This is a genomic window from Serratia proteamaculans (assembly GCF_949794035.1).
In the GTDB taxonomy this organism is placed as follows: domain Bacteria; phylum Pseudomonadota; class Gammaproteobacteria; order Enterobacterales; family Enterobacteriaceae; genus Serratia; species Serratia proteamaculans.
Genome location: NZ_OX461105.1, coordinates 4,241,470 through 4,259,058 on the forward strand (window position 1 = coordinate 4,241,470; position 17,589 = coordinate 4,259,058).

Here is a 17,589-nt window from a genome sequence, read left to right on the forward strand (position 1 = left end):
TCATTCCAACCGCTACTACCCGTAGCCATCAGAACCAATCTCGGAACATTCGCTGAAAATCTGTCTCTCTAAAACACTTTTGGTGTTGTAAGGTTAAGTCTCACGGATCATTAGTACTGGTTAGCTCAATGCATCGCTGCACTTACACACCCAGCCTATCAACGTCTTAGTCTTAAACGTTCCTTCAGGGGGATCAAGTCCCCAGGGAAGACTCATCTCGAGGCAAGTTTCGCGCTTAGATGCTTTCAGCGCTTATCTTTTCCGCACTTAGCTACCGGGCAATGCCATTGGCATGACAACCCGAACACCAGTGGTGCGTTCACTCCGGTCCTCTCGTACTAGGAGCAACCCCTCTCAATCTTCCAACGCCCACGGCAGATAGGGACCGAACTGTCTCACGACGTTCTAAACCCAGCTCGCGTACCACTTTAAATGGCGAACAGCCATACCCTTGGGACCTACTTCAGCCCCAGGATGTGATGAGCCGACATCGAGGTGCCAAACACCGCCGTCGATATGAACTCTTGGGCGGTATCAGCCTGTTATCCCCGGAGTACCTTTTATCCGTTGAGCGATGGCCCTTCCATTCAGAACCACCGGATCACTAAGACCTACTTTCGTACCTGCTCGAGCCGTCACTCTCGCAGTCAAGCTAGCTTATGCCTTTGCACTAACCTCACGATGTCCGACCGTGATTAGCTAACCTTCGTGCTCCTCCGTTACTCTTTGGGAGGAGACCGCCCCAGTCAAACTACCCACCAGACACTGTCCTCACCCCGGATTACGGGGCCGAGTTAGAACATCAAACATTAAAGGGTGGTATTTCAAGGTTGGCTCCACGCAGACTGGCGTCCACGCTTCAAAGCCTCCCACCTATCCTACACATCAAGGCTCAATGTTCAGTGTCAAGCTATAGTAAAGGTTCACGGGGTCTTTCCGTCTTGCCGCGGGTACACTGCATCTTCACAGCGAGTTCAATTTCACTGAGTCTCGGGTGGAGACAGCCTGGCCATCATTACGCCATTCGTGCAGGTCGGAACTTACCCGACAAGGAATTTCGCTACCTTAGGACCGTTATAGTTACGGCCGCCGTTTACTGGGGCTTCGATCAAGAGCTTCGCCTTGCGGCTGACCCCATCAATTAACCTTCCAGCACCGGGCAGGCGTCACACCGTATACGTCCACTTTCGTGTTTGCACAGTGCTGTGTTTTTATTAAACAGTTGCAGCCAGCTGGTATCTGCGACTGGCTTCAGCTCCGAGAGCAAGTCTCTTCACCTACGCGCCAGCGTGCCTTCTCCCGAAGTTACGGCACCATTTTGCCTAGTTCCTTCACCCGAGTTCTCTCAAGCGCCTTGGTATTCTCTACCTGACCACCTGTGTCGGTTTGGGGTACGATTTGATGTTACCTGATGCTTAGAGGCTTTTCCTGGAAGCTTGGCATCAACTACTTCTGCACCGTAGTGCATCGTCATCACGCCTCAGGGTTGAATAAGTAACCGGATTTACCAAGTCACTCCCCCTACACGCTTAAACCGGGACAACCGTCGCCCGGCTAGCCTAGCCTTCTCCGTCCCCCCTTCGCAGTAACACCGAGTACAGGAATATTAACCTGTTTCCCATCGACTACGCCTTTCGGCCTCGCCTTAGGGGTCGACTCACCCTGCCCCGATTAACGTTGGACAGGAACCCTTGGTCTTCCGGCGAGCGGGTTTTTCACCCGCTTTATCGTTACTTATGTCAGCATTCGCACTTCTGATACCTCCAGCAACCCTCACAGGCCACCTTCAACGGCTTACAGAACGCTCCCCTACCCAACAACGCCTAAGCGTCGCTGCCGCAGCTTCGGTGCATGGTTTAGCCCCGTTACATCTTCCGCGCAGGCCGACTCGACCAGTGAGCTATTACGCTTTCTTTAAATGATGGCTGCTTCTAAGCCAACATCCTGGCTGTCTATGCCTTCCCACATCGTTTCCCACTTAACCATGACTTTGGGACCTTAGCTGGCGGTCTGGGTTGTTTCCCTCTTCACGACGGACGTTAGCACCCGCCGTGTGTCTCCCGTGATAACATTCTTCGGTATTCGGAGTTTGCATCGGTTTGGTAAGCCGGGATGGCCCCCTAGCCGAAACAGTGCTCTACCCCCGAAGATGAGTTCACGAGGCGCTACCTAAATAGCTTTCGGGGAGAACCAGCTATCTCCCGGTTTGATTGGCCTTTCACCCCCAGCCACAAGTCATCCGCTAATTTTTCAACATTAGTCGGTTCGGTCCTCCAGTTAGTGTTACCCAACCTTCAACCTGCCCATGGCTAGATCACCGGGTTTCGGGTCTATACCTTGCAACTATTCGCCCAGTTAAGACTCGGTTTCCCTACGGCTCCCCTATACGGTTAACCTTGCTACAAAATATAAGTCGCTGACCCATTATACAAAAGGTACGCAGTCACCCAACTAGTAGGCTCCCACTGCTTGTACGTACACGGTTTCAGGTTCTATTTCACTCCCCTCGCCGGGGTTCTTTTCGCCTTTCCCTCACGGTACTGGTTCACTATCGGTCAGTCAGGAGTATTTAGCCTTGGAGGATGGTCCCCCCATATTCAGACAGGATGTCACGTGTCCCGCCCTACTCATCGAACTCACAATTAATGCATTTTAGTGTACGGGACTATCACCCTTTACTGTGCGACTTTCCAGACGCTTCCACTAACACAAGAACTGATTCAGGTTCTGGGCTCCTCCCCGTTCGCTCGCCGCTACTGGGGGAATCTCGGTTGATTTCTTTTCCTCGGGGTACTTAGATGTTTCAGTTCCCCCGGTTCGCCTCATACGACTATGTATTCATCGTATGATAGTGCAACGAATTGCACTGGGTTTCCCCATTCGGGTATCGCCGGTTATAACGGTTTATATCACCTTACCGACGCTTATCGCAGATTAACACGCCCTTCATCGCCTCTGACTGCCTAGGCATCCACCGTGTACGCTTAGTCACTTAACCTCACAACCCAAAAGTGTTTCCACCTTCGTGCTGCTACATTTGAGAGACTCTATGACAGGTTAATCCTTACTCCAATACGTCTACGGAGGAGTAAGTTTCAGCTGTCATGTTTCAATTTTCAGCTTGTTCCAGATTGTTAAAGAGCAAAATCTTAAACGTGATTCTTGCGAATCAGTTTTAAGATTTTTTTGATATGGTGGAGCTAAGCGGGATCGAACCGCTGACCTCCTGCGTGCAAGGCAGGCGCTCTCCCAGCTGAGCTATAGCCCCATATCAGAAAAGCATTTTTCTACACCCTGCCTACTACCTTCGCCAATTCGCTTCTAGTCAAAGCGAAGTCCTGCGACGTTTACTCACGTAAACAACCAGGGCGACAACGCAGGATAGGAGGGAATTGGTGGGTCTGAGTGGACTTGAACCACCGACCTCACCCTTATCAGGGGTGCGCTCTAACCACCTGAGCTACAGACCCGACAAGGTGCTTTAAGGCTTAACCGGGAAGATTAAACCTTATGCTCTCTTTCATTTCATCAGACAATCTGTGTGAGCACTACACGCAATCAATATCATTAGGTAAGGAGGTGATCCAACCGCAGGTTCCCCTACGGTTACCTTGTTACGACTTCACCCCAGTCATGAATCACAAAGTGGTAAGCGCCCTCCCGAAGGTTAAGCTACCTACTTCTTTTGCAACCCACTCCCATGGTGTGACGGGCGGTGTGTACAAGGCCCGGGAACGTATTCACCGTAGCATTCTGATCTACGATTACTAGCGATTCCGACTTCACGGAGTCGAGTTGCAGACTCCGATCCGGACTACGACGTACTTTATGAGGTCCGCTGGCTCTCGCGAGTTCGCTTCTCTTTGTATACGCCATTGTAGCACGTGTGTAGCCCTACTCGTAAGGGCCATGATGACTTGACGTCATCCCCACCTTCCTCCGGTTTATCACCGGCAGTCTCCTTTGAGTTCCCGCCATTACGCGCTGGCAACAAAGGATAAGGGTTGCGCTCGTTGCGGGACTTAACCCAACATTTCACAACACGAGCTGACGACAGCCATGCAGCACCTGTCTCACAGTTCCCGAAGGCACTAAGGCATCTCTGCCGAATTCTGTGGATGTCAAGAGTAGGTAAGGTTCTTCGCGTTGCATCGAATTAAACCACATGCTCCACCGCTTGTGCGGGCCCCCGTCAATTCATTTGAGTTTTAACCTTGCGGCCGTACTCCCCAGGCGGTCGACTTAACGCGTTAGCTCCGGAAGCCACGCCTCAAGGGCACAACCTCCAAGTCGACATCGTTTACAGCGTGGACTACCAGGGTATCTAATCCTGTTTGCTCCCCACGCTTTCGCACCTGAGCGTCAGTCTTTGTCCAGGGGGCCGCCTTCGCCACCGGTATTCCTCCAGATCTCTACGCATTTCACCGCTACACCTGGAATTCTACCCCCCTCTACAAGACTCTAGCTTGCCAGTTTCAAATGCAGTTCCCACGTTAAGCGCGGGGATTTCACATCTGACTTAACAAACCGCCTGCGTGCGCTTTACGCCCAGTAATTCCGATTAACGCTTGCACCCTCCGTATTACCGCGGCTGCTGGCACGGAGTTAGCCGGTGCTTCTTCTGCGAGTAACGTCAATGTAATGTGCTATTAACACACTACCCTTCCTCCTCGCTGAAAGTGCTTTACAACCCGAAGGCCTTCTTCACACACGCGGCATGGCTGCATCAGGCTTGCGCCCATTGTGCAATATTCCCCACTGCTGCCTCCCGTAGGAGTCTGGACCGTGTCTCAGTTCCAGTGTGGCTGGTCATCCTCTCAGACCAGCTAGGGATCGTCGCCTAGGTGAGCCATTACCCCACCTACTAGCTAATCCCATCTGGGCACATCTGATGGCGTGAGGCCCGAAGGTCCCCCACTTTGGTCCGAAGACGTTATGCGGTATTAGCTACCGTTTCCAGTAGTTATCCCCCTCCATCAGGCAGTTTCCCAGACATTACTCACCCGTCCGCCGCTCGTCACCCAGAGAGCAAGCTCTCCTGTGCTACCGCTCGACTTGCATGTGTTAGGCCTGCCGCCAGCGTTCAATCTGAGCCATGATCAAACTCTTCAATTAAAAGCTTGATTTGCTTCAACTCGTGAAGCGATGCTCGAAAATAACTTTCGTAATAGTCGTTCTGTTGGACAAGCCAACGAAACAACGTATTGCTTGGTCACTCTTCAAGACTTGATATTTTTTCGAACCCGAAGGTTCTGGATATCGTCTTGTGGAGTGCCCACACAGATTGTCTGATAAATTGTTAAAGAGCAGTGAGTTAGCCGCCGTAGCTTGCTATCTCGAGGTGGCGTATATTACGCCTTCCTCTTTCAGAGTCAACCCCTAAATTTCAGGATTTTTTCTCTTCGAACCCCGGAGACTCTGTGAAGTTGTTCACATGTTCCGTGTCGATGGAGGCGCATTATAGGGAGCTGGTTCAGAATGACAAGGGTTTATATTCACTTTTTATCTGACCGCTCACTATTCATGCATAACGTCTACTAAACCCGCTTTTTGATGGCTTCCGGCAGGTCTGCCAGGCTGTTTAACACCCAATCCGCCAGTTCCTCACCTTGTTCAGTGACCGGTTTGCCGGTACGCACCAGCACTTTGGTCCCAACACCTGCCGCGATTGCTGCCTGCATGTCTTCCGGTTTGTCGCCAACCATATAAGAAGCAGCCATATCAATGTTCAATTCCTGCTGCGCCTGCAACAACATGCCCGGTTGAGGTTTACGGCAGTCGCACACCTGACGGAACTCTTCTATTACTGCTTCTGGATGATGCGGACAGAAATAGATACCGTCCAGGTCAACATCACGGTCGGCCAGCGACCAGTCCATCCACTCGGTCAGGTACATAAATTGCTCTTCGCTGAACTTGCCGCGTGCGATGCCGGACTGGTTGGTCACCAATACCAGAGCAAAGCCCATCTTTTTAAGTTCGCGACAGGCGTCAATCACGCCATCAATAAAGTGGAAATTATCGATTTCATGGACGTAGCCATGGTCAACATTAATCGTGCCATCACGATCGAGGAAAATTGCTGGAACGCTTTGTGTCACCGGTTTGCTCCTGAGGGCCTGAAAACGCGGACAGTATCGCATGTTTTACCCAGTGCTGAGAACGGCAGAGAACCGCGTTGATCGTTGACTTAGACGTCTAGACGCCTTAACATCTGATCCATACCTTGGTCCACGCCAAGGTTTACTTTTATCTAGCCACGGGCAACCACGCTAAAATAAGAAGAATATGATTAAACTTTCTAACATCACCAAAGTGTTCCAGCAGGGTTCGCGCACCATTACCGCGCTCTCTGACGTGACTCTTCACGTCCCTGCCGGGCAAATTTATGGCGTTATCGGTGCATCAGGTGCCGGTAAGAGTACGCTGATCCGCTGCGCCAATATGCTTGAGCGCCCAACCTCCGGCCAGGTGCTGGTTGATGGACAGGATCTGACTTCGCTGTCTGAAGGCGAACTGACGCGCGCTCGCCGTCAGATCGGCATGATTTTCCAGCACTTTAACCTGTTATCCTCCCGCACGGTGTTTGGCAACGTTTCATTGCCGCTGGAGCTGGACAGCACTCCACGCGCTGAAATCAAAAAACGCGTAACCGAATTGCTGGAGTTGGTCGGGCTGTCAGATAAACATGACGCCTACCCGGCCAACCTGTCGGGCGGCCAGAAGCAGCGCGTGGCAATTGCCCGTGCTCTGGCAAGCCAACCCAAAGTTTTGTTGTGTGATGAAGCCACCAGCGCGCTGGACCCGGCCACCACCCGTTCAATTCTGGAACTGCTGAAAGACATTAACCGTCGTCTCGGCCTGACCATCCTGTTGATCACCCATGAAATGGACGTGGTTAAACGAATCTGTGATCAGGTTGCGGTTATCAGTCAGGGTCAATTAATTGAGAAAGACAGCGTCAGCGAGGTGTTCTCGCATCCGAAAACCCCGCTGGCCCAACAGTTTATTCAGGCCACGCTGCATTTGGATATCCCGGATGACTACGCCAAGCGCCTGGCACCGGAACGCAGTGGCGGCCGTCAGCCTCTGCTGCGTCTGGAGTTCACCGGCCAATCCGTTGATGCACCGCTGTTGTCAGAAGCCGCCCGTCGCTTCAACGTTAACAACAACATTATCAGTGCGCAGATGGATTATGCCGGCGGTGTTAAATTCGGCGTGATGCTGGCAGAGCTGCACGGCAGTGATGAAGACGCGCTGGCAACGATTAAATTCCTGCAGGAAAATCAGGTAAAAGTAGAGGTTCTGGGTTATGTCTGAGGCAATGATGTGGTTAATGGCACGTGGCGTGTGGGAAACCGTCATGATGACCTTTGTCTCCGGCTTCTTCGGTTTCGTGCTTGGCCTGCCGGTTGGCGTGCTGTTGTATGTGACCCGTCCCGGGCAAATCGCCGCCAACAACACGCTATATAGAACGCTGTCCGGCCTGGTGAACGTTTTCCGTTCCATTCCGTTCATTATTCTGCTGGTGTGGATGATTCCATTTACTCGTTTGATCGTCGGTACCTCGATCGGTCTGCAGGCAGCTATCGTTCCGCTGACCGTGGGCGCGGCACCCTTTATTGCCCGTATGGTCGAGAACGCCTTGCTGGAGATCCCATCCGGTCTGGTAGAAGCTGCCCGTGCGATGGGAGCGACGCCAATGCAAATCATCAAGAAGGTGCTGCTGCCGGAAGCCCTGCCGGGCCTGGTTAACGCCGCTACCATTACCTTGATCACTTTGGTGGGTTATTCCGCCATGGGGGGCGCAGTAGGCGCAGGCGGTCTGGGACAGATTGGCTATCAGTACGGTTATATCGGTTATAACGCCACAGTAATGAATACCGTATTAGTATTACTGGTGGTGCTGGTCTATTTGATTCAGTTCTTCGGTGACCGGATCGTCAAGGCCGTCACCCATAAATAACTTTTACAGCAACTGCGCTTACACAGCGTATTTCAAATGCGAGTCTAATGAGGAAGGGATATGTCGTTAAAATTTAAATCCATCGCGGCAATCGGCGCACTGATCGGTACTCTGGCTCTGGCAGGCTGCGGTCAGGAAGAAAAAGATCCGAACCATATCAAAATCGGCGTGATTGTCGGTGCTGAACAGCAGGTCGCTGAAATCGCGCAAAAAGTGGCGAAAGAGAAATACGGCCTGGACGTCGAACTGGTGACCTTCAATGACTACGTGCTGCCAAACGAAGCGCTGAGCAAAGGGGATATCGATCTGAACGCCTTCCAGCACAAACCCTACCTGGATCAGCAGATCAAGGATCGCGGTTACAAGCTGGTGTCGGTCGGTAACAGCTTCGTTTACCCGATTGCCGGTTACTCCAAGAAAATCAAATCGCTGGACGAGCTGAAAGACGGTTCTCAGGTTGCCCTGCCTAACGACCCAACCAACCTGGGCCGTTCCCTGCTGCTGCTGCAGAAGGTTAACCTGATCAAGCTGAAAGACGGTGTTGGCCTGCTGCCAACCGTGCTGGACGTGACTGAAAACCCGAAAAACCTGAAGCTGGTCGAGCTGGAAGCCCCACAACTGCCACGCTCACTGGACGATCAACAAATCGCCCTGGCAGTAATCAACACCACTTACGCCAGCCAGATTGGCCTGACGCCAGCGAAAGACGGTCTGTTTGTTGAAGATAAAGACTCACCGTACGTTAACCTGCTGGTTGCCCGCGAAGACAACAAAGACGCGGAAAACGTGAAGAAATTCGTTCAGGCTTACCAGTCTGACGAAGTGAACGAAGCAGCCAACAAGATCTTTAACGGTGGTGCAGTTAAAGGCTGGTAATCATTAATTACCGAATTTATTCCTATAATTGCAGGACGGGCTACGGCCCGTCTTGTTATTTCCACCATAGATTGCTTCAATAGCGCCACTTACCTATTCCATCAAGGCAGAGGAATCTCAATGCGTGCTTTACCTCTCTGTTTGTTAGCGCTTGCGCTGGCAGGGTGTTCGTCGCAGCGTTTTGCGCCCCCGTCAACAAACAGCACCAGCAAACCGGTAACAACCACTCCAACGAAAACCACGCCAGCAGCACGTCCGGCCCCGGTTAAACTGTACAAAAGTGCAGAAGAATTAGTGGGTAAACCATTCCGCGATCTGGGTGAAGTCTCTGGCGAATCCTGCCAGACAACGGTACAGGATTCACCGCCGAATCTGGCGACCGCCCGTAAGCGTATGCAAATCCGCGCCTCTTATATGAAGGCTAATGCCGTGCTGTTGCATGACTGCCAGATTGTCAGCGGTGTTGCCGGCTGTTACCAACAGGCTATTTGCCAGGGTTCAGCGCTTAACGTTTCGTCCAAATGACCGAATTTGTTTTCAATCAGATCGGTACCATCCGTTCACCGTATAAAGAAAAGTTCGCCGTTCCCCGCCAACCGGGATTAGTCGAAGACGGTGGCGGTGAGTTAGTGCTGCTGCCGCCCTATAATCAGGCGGAAGCGGTACGCGGCCTCAGCGAATTCAGCCATCTGTGGGTGATGTTTATTTTCCATCAAACCATGGAGGGCGGCTGGCGGCCTACCGTCCGGCCACCCCGCCTCGGCGGTAATGCCCGGATGGGAGTATTTGCTACCCGCTCGACCTTCCGCCCCAATCCGCTCGGCATGTCGCTGATCGAATTAAAAGGCGTACGTGTGCAGGGCAGCGAAGTAGTGCTGGAGTTGGGCAGTCTCGATCTGGTTGACGGCACGCCGGTGGTGGATATCAAACCCTATCTGCCGTTTGCCGAAAGCCAGCCGCAGGCCCGAGCCGGGTTTGCTCAGGCAGCGCCCGCCGGGGATATGCCGGTATGCTTTGCCCCAGAGGCGGAACAACAGCTGCAGCAACATCAACAGCGTTATCCGCACCTGCGGCGGTTTATCAGCCAGGTGCTGGCTCAGGATCCGCGTCCCGCCTACCGCAAGGGGCAATCAGCGGAACGGGATTATGCCGTCTGGCTACTGGATTTCAACGTGCGTTGGCGAGTGGTGGATCAACAAACCGAGGTGCTGTCTCTCGACCTGCGTTAAAATTCCACCGTCTCTCTTTTGACAACCCGCTCGCACTGGTAAACTAAATTACTTTCGAAAATTTTGGCTGCCCTACTACTGGCAGCCGGTTGCAATTTGCAGTTCTAACGGAACCAAAACACCATGCGTACTAGCCAATATCTGCTCTCCACTCTGAAGGAGACACCTGCCGATGCCGAAGTGATCAGCCACCAGCTGATGCTGCGCGCCGGGATGATTCGCAAGCTGGCCTCCGGTCTTTATACCTGGCTGCCAACCGGCCTGCGAGTTCTGAAAAAGGTTGAAAACATCGTTCGCGAAGAAATGAACAATGCTAACGCGATCGAAGTTTGCATGCCGGTGGTACAGCCTGCCGATTTGTGGCAGGAAAGCGGCCGTTGGGAACAGTACGGCCCTGAGTTGCTGCGTTTTGTTGATCGCGGCGATCGTCCCTTCGTGCTGGGTCCAACCCACGAAGAAGTGATCACCGACCTGATCCGTAACGAGATCAGCTCTTACAAGCAGCTACCGCTGAACTTCTTCCAGATTCAGACCAAGTTCCGTGATGAAGTGCGCCCACGTTTCGGCGTTATGCGCTCGCGTGAATTCCTGATGAAGGACGCCTACTCGTTCCATACCTCACAGGAATCTCTGCAGGCAACCTACGAAGCAATGTACGAAGCCTACAGCAAAATCTTCAGCCGTATGGGTCTGGACTTCCGTCCGGTGCATGCCGATACCGGTTCGATCGGCGGTAGCGCATCACACGAGTTCCAGGTGCTGGCCGACAGCGGTGAAGACGATATCGTGTTTTCCACCGGCTCCGACTTTGCCGCCAATATCGAACTGGCAGAAGCGGTTGCCCCGGCCGAACCTCGCGCTGCAGCCAGTGAAGAACTGCGCATTGTGGATACGCCGAATGCCAAAACCATCGCCGAGCTGGTAGAGCAATTCCAACTGCCGGTGACAAAAACCGTCAAGACGTTGCTGGTACGGGCCAAAGAAGACAGCGGCCACAAGCTGGTTGCTCTGCTGGTGCGTGGCGATCACGAACTGAACGAAATCAAGGCCGAGAAGCTGCCGCAGGTTGCTGCTCCGATAGTCTTTGCCACCGAAGAAGAGATCCGCGCCATCGTGGGTGCGGGCCCAGGCTCACTCGGTCCGGTCAATTTGCAGGTTCCCGTGGTTGCCGATCGCAGCGTAGCGGCGATGAGTGATTTTGGTGCTGGTGCCAACATCGACGGTAAACATTACTTCGGTATCAACTGGGAGCGCGATCTGCCGCTGCCACAGATTGCCGATATCCGTAACGTCGTAGAAGGCGACGCCAGCCCGGATGGTAAAGGCACGCTGCTGATCAAGCGCGGTATCGAAGTGGGTCATATCTTCCAGCTCGGCACCAAATACTCAGAAGCGATGAAAGCCACCGTACAGGGCGAAGACGGCCGTAATCAGGTGCTGACCATGGGCTGCTATGGTATCGGGGTCACCCGCGTGGTCGCTGCCGCTATCGAGCAGAACCATGACGAACGTGGCATCATCTGGCCGGACGCTATTGCGCCGTTCCAGGTGGCGATTCTGCCAATGAACATGCACAAATCCTTCCGCGTGCAAGCGCTGGCAGAAGAGTTGTACAACACGCTGCGTTCCCAGGGTATCGACGTGATCCTCGACGACCGTAAAGAGCGTCCAGGCGTGATGTTCGCGGATATGGAACTGATCGGCGTACCGCATTCTATCGTGATCGGCGATCGTAACCTCGACAGCGAAGAGATTGAGTACAAGAACCGCCGTGTCGGCGAGAAGCAAATGATTAAAACCGGCGAAGTCATTGATTTCCTGCTGGGACAGATCAAGCGCTAATCCGCTACCGCAGAAACTAAAAACCCGCCTAGGCGGGTTTTTTTTATGGCGTTTATTTGCTGTCGCAATTTTTACTGCGGTCGAAGGCGATTTTTCCGTCCGGCACCAGCGCCTTCTCGGTAAGCCCCTCTTCCATTGACGGCTGAACGCTAAAGTGGCCATTCAGGGTCAGGAATACCGGTTCACCCGGCGTTTTGTACGCCTTGGCATAACCCTGCTCCAGCGCAATAGTATTGTCGACCGGGAAAGTCTTACCGGTGGCGCAGTCTTTAAACACCGCCGCATCCGCCATGTAGGTGTAGCTGCCTTTCAGCGACATCGGCGTTTTGGGCAAGGCTTTTTCTACCGGATCAAGGCGGTAATTTAGCTGCGACTCAATCGGCATGCCGGTTTGATCAAGCATTTCCAAACTTTTACCCACTGGACGGAAATAGCGCTTATCACCACGGCTGTCGGTCAGCACCAGCTTATCGGCGGTACGCGCCCATTTGCCGTAGTCAGCAAAGGTTTGATCGCCGTCTTTGGTGCCACGATAGGTTTCCTGCAGCACGAAAGTGCCGTCTTTATCCAGGAACAGATTGGTATCCAGACCACCGCAGTCAGCACAAGGCAGCACGCCCTGATAACTTTGCTGCATCGCCTGAAGAGGTTGTTCTTTCGGCTGGTAGTGGTTATTACATCCCAGTAACGAAAGTGCCCCTGCAGCTAAAAACAGGGCCAATGTAATTTTTTTCACAGTTATTCTCCTACTGTGTTCATGTGTCCTTAACTACGGATCTTGCCGCGCAGCGCTTTAGTCGCGCCTTTGCGTACCTTGCCTTCCAGACGACGTAATTTTGCCCCTTTAGTGGGCTTGGTCGCCTTGCGTGTTTTTTCCACCACCATCGCCTGCTGGATCAACGTAACCAGTCTGGCCAGCGCCGCCTCGCGGTTTAATTCCTGGCTGCGATATTCCTGCGCTTTGATAATCACTACGCCATCGGCGGTAATTAAATGATTATTCAGGGCCAGCAGCCTTTCTTTATAATACTCTGGCAGGCTGGATGCCCGGATGTCAAAGCGCAAATGGATAGCCGTTGAGGTTTTGTTCACGTGCTGGCCACCCGCGCCCTGCGCGCGGATCGCCGTCAACTCCACTTCGTTATCCGGTATGGCTACGTTTCTTGACAGTTCAAGCACCGGTCACACCTGTGCCTGTTGCCATTCGGCAAACTGGATTTCCAGACTATTCTGAGCGTCAGAAAGCCAGATAGTTCCCTCTTGCAGCGTGGCCTGCAGCGTCATATTGCGGCTGACCAGCGCCGCCAGCTTGCCTAATTGTTCATCATCCAGAAAACGGATGCTTAGGTTTTTGTGGTTTGCCACTTTGCTCTGCATCGATTGCCACCACACGTGGCCCGCGCGTTCGCCGTAAGCGTACAGCACCACGCGCGGTGACTGGTTGCAGGCTTTCTTGATGCGTTTCTCATCCGGCAGGCCCATTTCGATCCACATTTCCAGCCCGTTATGATCGTTACGTCGCCAGATTTCCGGCTCATCATCGGCGCTCAGGCCTTTGGTAAACACCAGACGCTCATCGGCATGGCAGATCCAGGCCAGCAGACGCAGCATCATGCGCTGTTCAGTTTCAGAAGGATGTTGGGCCAGAGTGAGCGTGGCGTCGTGGTAGAAGTGACGGTCCATATCAGCGATATTGACCGTGGCTTTATAAATAGTAGCTTTCAGCGCCATGGGTGACCTCATTATTATCAGGCGACAGTGTACTAGATTTGGCCCAACCGCGGCCAGCACGGCCGGGCAAAGCCCGGTGCGAAAGCCGCGCTGAGGTGCTAATAACTCCACAATAGCTGTGCTATAGTCGTCTAGGATAGAGTCAAGCTCCGAGTGCCTGCGCCTCATCGCTATAGGGCTTCGATGACGCAGAGGTTCTTAAGGGAGGAAACTGTGCAACAATACTGTGAGTTAGTACGCCGTTTTTACGCCGAGATCGGCAGTGGTGATCTCGGCTACGTGCCTGATGCGTTAGCATGTGTATTAAAGGCATTGGACGAAGTTGCTGCGAATAGCACGCTACCGTCCTCCGTTAGGGAACAGGCGGCCTTTGCCGCCGCTAACTTATTGGTGAGCGACTATGTTGATGAATGATGAGTACCAATCCATCAATTGCGATGACTATGAAAGCCTGGAACTCGCCTGTCAGCATAACTACATTCTGAAGCTGGAGTTACGCGACGGAGAAAAACTCGAAGGCAAAGCCACCGAGCTGAAGTTTACCAAGGGCGTTGAGTACCTGATTATCGATCGGGCCGGCGATGCTCTCAGCTTGCGTCTGGATCACATCCTCAGTTTCAGTCATCCGGAAATCGGTACCGTGGTCGTCAGCCTGTCTGATTGATTTAGCGGTAACGCCATCCCAACAGGGCAGCCCAACGGCTGCCCTCGTCATTTGTAGCTTCAGGCTGGGCTAGGGTTTAAGACTGGCATAGTAGGCCGCCAGATCGGCAATATCCTCATCAGACAGCGCGGAAACGTAGGCTTTCATCACTTCCGCCTGCCCACCATTGCGCTCGCCTTTCTTGTACGCCTGCAACGCATGCTCCAGATACATGGCATTTTGCCCTGCCAGATTTGGGTACATGGGCATTGAAACCTTCCCTTCCGCCCCATGACAGGCCATACAACTGGCGGATTTATCCTTGCCTGCAGCCCCATCGCCCGCCGCCATCGCCGGCAAACTGCACAACCCCAACATCACTACCATTGCGCTCACAAATTTCATCATGGTTCCTCAGTCTATTATTATTTTTTACGCCAATGCAGCCGCCAGGGTTGCTGCCCTTCGGGCACTTGTCCGGCCTCGCTGACAAAAACCCCCAACGCAGCGATAAGCTGGTCATCATAATAGATCAACGGGATACGCTCACGCTGCCACGGAGGAATACCCAACTCCTGCCACAGTTTTTTGATCGGTCGCGAATGCGTGCGCCCAAGAATGCGGTGTTTGCCCTGAGCGGTAAAACGAATGCTGACTTTTTGCTGGGGTTGCGGCGCGCACAGGCAAATATCGCCCTCCCCACTGACCAGCTCACCCAATCCATCCGGCAGTGTCAGCGGGCCTGCCAATGACCAGCTTAGCCAGATATCATGCAGATCCGCCATCAGTGGCAGCAAAGACAGGCGTCGGCGGAAGCGGCGGATCTGATATTGCCCCAGTTGTAATTGCGGTTCGGCATCAGCGCGGCTAAGCGCCACTTCGTCCCATAGCCGTTGCAACTGTTCGCGTGAAGGCATGGTAACGCCAAATAACGCGATCCAACGGCGCAACAAAGCAAAACGCCGGGCTGGCGAACACGTCAGTAACCCATCAATCGCCAGCGTACGGTCTTCGTCGAGCAACAAGTGCAGTTGCTCTGCCAGCAGCTCATCCAGTAATTGCTCCTGCTCGGCACACAGGCTGGCGCTACGCGCCGTCGCAGCGGCAAAGTGCGGCCAGCGCTGGTTGAGCAACGGCAATATCTGCAGGCGCAGAAAATTGCGGTCGAAGCGCGAGTCCTGATTACTGTCGTCGTCAATCCAGCTGAGCTGATGCTGCTGCGCGTAGGCTTCCAACTGCTGGCGAGAGTGACCCAGCAGTGGGCGCAGCAAGCTATTCTCCCCCAGCGCCGTCTGTACAGCCATTGCCGACAGGCCCGCCGGCCCGCTGCCACGTTTTAGTGCCAGCAGGAAGGTTTCACATTGGTCGTCAAGGTGTTGTGCGGTAAGCAAGACTTCATCGGCCGCCAGCGTAGAGGCGAAAGCAGAATAGCGTGCCGCCCGGGCTGCGGCTTCGATCCCCCCGTGCTGGCTATCAACCTGCACGTGCTGAACCACCAAGGGTAGCTGCCAGGCGGCGCATTGTTGCTGGCAGTGCGCCACCCACTGGTCGGCAAAAGCACTCAGACCGTGATGCACGTGTACTGCACGAAGCTGCAAGTCTGGCAATTGCTGGCGTAACCCCACCAGCAGGTGCAACAGCACGCTGGAATCCAGCCCGCCACTGAATGCCACCAGCAAGTGCCGGTGTGCGCCCAATTGGCGGGCAAGCTGTGCAGATAATTGATTGCTATTCATTGATTAGGCTTAATGACGTCCAGATAGCTGCACGTTAACCCCCGTCCTACCATCAATCAAGCATTAACCGCACGGATATGACGACCGGCCAGCAACCACCACATGGCCAACACTGCGACCACTGCCGCCGTGCATCCCAATGCCCACCAACCAATTTGTGCAAACAGGTGAACATAAGCCTGCGCCGTCGCTCCCGTAGCCGGGTCTTCAGCGGTTTGACCGGCGATAATGCCGGCCAGGTAATTGGCTATCGAGCCGGTGGTCAGCATATAAATACCGGTCAGCACCCCGGTAGCGCCGGGGATATTCAGCCGGGTGATTTGTGCCATGGCGACCGGATCGATAAACAGTTCGGCAAGCCCCATCACCGACAGCCCGGCGATCATCAGGCTCATTGACCCTTGGCCGTAACGGGCGTTAAGCGCCATCAGGGTAAAACCGACGCCAATCAGCAGTAAACCAAAGGCAAACTTTCCCCAAATACGCAGGGTGCGACTGCCATTGCCGTTACCCCGTACCAACCAGGCCAGCATCACACCGCCAAACATCACGGCAAAAGCGTTAACCGACTGGAACAATGCAGTCGGCACCGTCCAGGAAAACCATTGGCGGTCGACAAAGCGATCGATAAACAGGCTGATCGAACTGCCCCCCTGCTGGGCAAAGGCCCAAAACAAGGTGCCCAACAGCATCAACATCACTATCTGCCACAACCCACGGCGCTGCACCGTTGTGGCCCGGGCCATAATACGTATCACCATCACTACCGCAGCAGCACACACCAGCATCAGCAATTGGCCGGCCAGATCGTAAATGAACAGCGCAGTGAAGAACAGCGGTGCCAATAACAGCATGGCACTTAGCCATACCCAGTTCGGTACCCGCAGCGTGGTAACGCACATCTGCGCCCGATCTACGCCGCGCGTATGGCTGAAATGACGGCTGCCGAACAAGAAGATCGTCAACCCGGCCAGCATGCCGATCCCCGCCAGCGCAAAGCCGACGTGCCAGCCGTAGCGTTCGGCCGCCAGCCCACAGGCAATGGGTGCCAGGATCGAGCCGACATTACCGGCGGCATACAGCAGTGAAAAGCCACCTTCACGGCGCGTGTCCTGCGGTTGATACAACTCGCCCAGCAGGCAACTGATATTGGATTTAAACAGGCCGTAGCCACAGATGATGATCGACAGTGCCAGGTAGAGTGAATGCGTCGAGACTGCGCTCAGACCGAGCACGATATGGCCCAACGTCATCAGTACCGCTCCGGCAATGACCGCGACGCGATTACCCAGCAGGCGATCGGCAAGCAGGCCGCCGAGGATCGGTGTGACGTAGACTAGGGAAGCGTAGGCGCTATAGAGGCTAATGGCGCGGCTATCGGAATAACCAAGTTGGTGGGTAAGATAGAGAATAAGTAACGCACGCATGCCGTAAAAGCTGAAATATTCCCAAATTTGTATTGCTACGACATAGTAGATTGCGCGCGGCTGTGAGGGTGTTTTCATGGTTTTCTCCCATCAGTCGGTGAACGACAAAAGGGGAAGCGCAAGCGCCTCCCCCTGTGAT

The 17,589-nt window shown here is 53.8% G+C and carries 15 protein-coding genes, 2 tRNA genes and 2 rRNA genes; 8 read left to right on the forward strand and 11 right to left on the reverse strand.

All coding sequences use genetic code 11. The features are described 5' to 3' along the window. Nucleotides 1-89: 89 nt before the first annotated feature. From QOT07_RS19750 to gmhB, 5 genes are all read right to left on the reverse strand, one after another. Nucleotides 90-2,998: ribosomal RNA gene (locus QOT07_RS19750) — 23S ribosomal RNA — on the reverse strand. 194 nt (nt 2,999-3,192) lie between these two features. Next, a tRNA-Ala gene (locus tag QOT07_RS19755) sits at nt 3,193-3,268 on the reverse strand. Between the two features lie 125 nt (nt 3,269-3,393). Next, nucleotides 3,394-3,470, reverse strand: a tRNA-Ile gene (locus tag QOT07_RS19760). Between the two features lie 102 nt (nt 3,471-3,572). Next, a 16S ribosomal RNA gene (locus tag QOT07_RS19765) occupies nt 3,573-5,115 on the reverse strand. The 16S and 23S rRNA genes sit together here with 2 tRNA genes alongside, the layout of an rRNA operon. Before the next feature lie 422 nt (nt 5,116-5,537). Next, nucleotides 5,538-6,101 (reverse strand): D-glycero-beta-D-manno-heptose 1,7-bisphosphate 7-phosphatase, encoded by a 564-nt coding sequence (gene gmhB, locus QOT07_RS19770; RefSeq protein ID WP_283603793.1) that lies wholly within the window; start codon nt 6,099-6,101, stop codon nt 5,538-5,540. Between the two features lie 187 nt (nt 6,102-6,288). On the opposite strand from gmhB, the gene metN reads away from it, so the two are divergent. From metN to proS, 6 genes are all read left to right on the forward strand, one after another. Further along, nucleotides 6,289-7,320: a methionine ABC transporter ATP-binding protein MetN gene (metN, locus tag QOT07_RS19775; RefSeq protein WP_112347204.1), complete on the forward strand. Its 1,032-nt coding sequence runs from the start codon at nt 6,289-6,291 to the stop codon at nt 7,318-7,320. Next, nucleotides 7,313-7,966 carry a methionine ABC transporter permease MetI gene (locus QOT07_RS19780; RefSeq protein ID WP_012146460.1) on the forward strand — a complete coding sequence of 218 codons (654 nt, stop codon included), beginning with the start codon at nt 7,313-7,315 and terminating at the stop codon, nt 7,964-7,966. The genes metN and QOT07_RS19780 overlap by 8 nt, the downstream gene beginning before the upstream one ends. Nucleotides 7,967-8,026: 60 nt before the next feature. Next, on the forward strand, nt 8,027-8,842 hold the full coding sequence (locus QOT07_RS19785) for a MetQ/NlpA family lipoprotein (protein ID WP_283603794.1): 816 nt from the start codon (nt 8,027-8,029) through the stop codon (nt 8,840-8,842). Nucleotides 8,843-8,962: 120 nt separating this feature from the next. After that, nucleotides 8,963-9,367 (forward strand): Rcs stress response system protein RcsF, encoded by a 405-nt coding sequence (rcsF, locus tag QOT07_RS19790; RefSeq protein ID WP_085118874.1) that lies wholly within the window; start codon nt 8,963-8,965, stop codon nt 9,365-9,367. After that, entirely contained in the window at nt 9,364-10,071 is a 708-nt protein-coding gene (tsaA, locus tag QOT07_RS19795) for a tRNA (N6-threonylcarbamoyladenosine(37)-N6)-methyltransferase TrmO (protein ID WP_261428258.1), read from the forward strand. The genes rcsF and tsaA overlap by 4 nt, the downstream gene beginning before the upstream one ends. A 123-nt stretch (nt 10,072-10,194) precedes the next feature. Next, nucleotides 10,195-11,913 carry a proline--tRNA ligase gene (gene proS, locus QOT07_RS19800; protein WP_283603795.1) on the forward strand — a complete coding sequence of 573 codons (1,719 nt, stop codon included), beginning with the start codon at nt 10,195-10,197 and terminating at the stop codon, nt 11,911-11,913. A 52-nt stretch (nt 11,914-11,965) separates the two neighbouring features. On the opposite strand, the gene nlpE is transcribed toward proS, so the two are convergent. From nlpE to QOT07_RS19815, 3 genes are read right to left on the reverse strand one after another with little or no spacing between them, the layout of a single operon-like run. Beyond that, nucleotides 11,966-12,649 carry an envelope stress response activation lipoprotein NlpE gene (gene nlpE, locus QOT07_RS19805; RefSeq protein ID WP_207979351.1) on the reverse strand — a complete coding sequence of 228 codons (684 nt, stop codon included), beginning with the start codon at nt 12,647-12,649 and terminating at the stop codon, nt 11,966-11,968. A 29-nt stretch (nt 12,650-12,678) separates the two neighbouring features. Beyond that, nucleotides 12,679-13,092, reverse strand: coding sequence for an alternative ribosome rescue aminoacyl-tRNA hydrolase ArfB (gene arfB / locus QOT07_RS19810; RefSeq protein WP_099065026.1), 414 nt, complete (start codon nt 13,090-13,092; stop codon nt 12,679-12,681). Between the two features lie 3 nt (nt 13,093-13,095). After that, on the reverse strand, nt 13,096-13,644 hold the full coding sequence (locus QOT07_RS19815; RefSeq protein WP_099065025.1) for a YaeQ family protein: 549 nt from the start codon (nt 13,642-13,644) through the stop codon (nt 13,096-13,098). A gap of 213 nt (nt 13,645-13,857) precedes the next feature. On the opposite strand from QOT07_RS19815, the gene QOT07_RS19820 reads away from it, so the two are divergent. Together QOT07_RS19820 and rof are read left to right on the forward strand one after the other, a co-directional pair. Next, entirely contained in the window at nt 13,858-14,058 is a 201-nt protein-coding gene (locus QOT07_RS19820; protein ID WP_012146467.1) for a YaeP family protein, read from the forward strand. Further along, a complete protein-coding gene (gene rof / locus QOT07_RS19825) occupies nt 14,051-14,308 on the forward strand; it encodes a Rho-binding antiterminator (RefSeq protein WP_349289746.1) in 258 nt (85 codons plus the stop codon). Before QOT07_RS19820 ends, rof begins: the two co-directional genes overlap by 8 nt. Nucleotides 14,309-14,377: 69 nt before the next feature. On the opposite strand, the gene QOT07_RS19830 is transcribed toward rof, so the two are convergent. The 3 genes from QOT07_RS19830 to dtpD are packed head-to-tail and all read right to left on the reverse strand — an operon-like array spanning nt 14,378 to nt 17,528. Beyond that, nucleotides 14,378-14,695, reverse strand: a complete 318-nt coding sequence (locus QOT07_RS19830; protein ID WP_207979353.1) for a c-type cytochrome — start codon at nt 14,693-14,695, stop codon at nt 14,378-14,380. 17 nt (nt 14,696-14,712) lie between these two features. Next, the gene (gene tilS, locus QOT07_RS19835) at nt 14,713-16,023 is read right to left on the reverse strand and encodes a tRNA lysidine(34) synthetase TilS (RefSeq protein WP_261428263.1); all 1,311 of its coding nucleotides are present in this window, start codon (nt 16,021-16,023) and stop codon (nt 14,713-14,715) included. A 56-nt stretch (nt 16,024-16,079) separates the two neighbouring features. Further along, complete coding sequence (gene dtpD / locus QOT07_RS19840) at nt 16,080-17,528, reverse strand: dipeptide permease DtpD (protein WP_099065022.1); 1,449 nt, start codon at nt 17,526-17,528, stop codon at nt 16,080-16,082. Between the last annotated feature and the right edge of the window lie 61 nt (nt 17,529-17,589).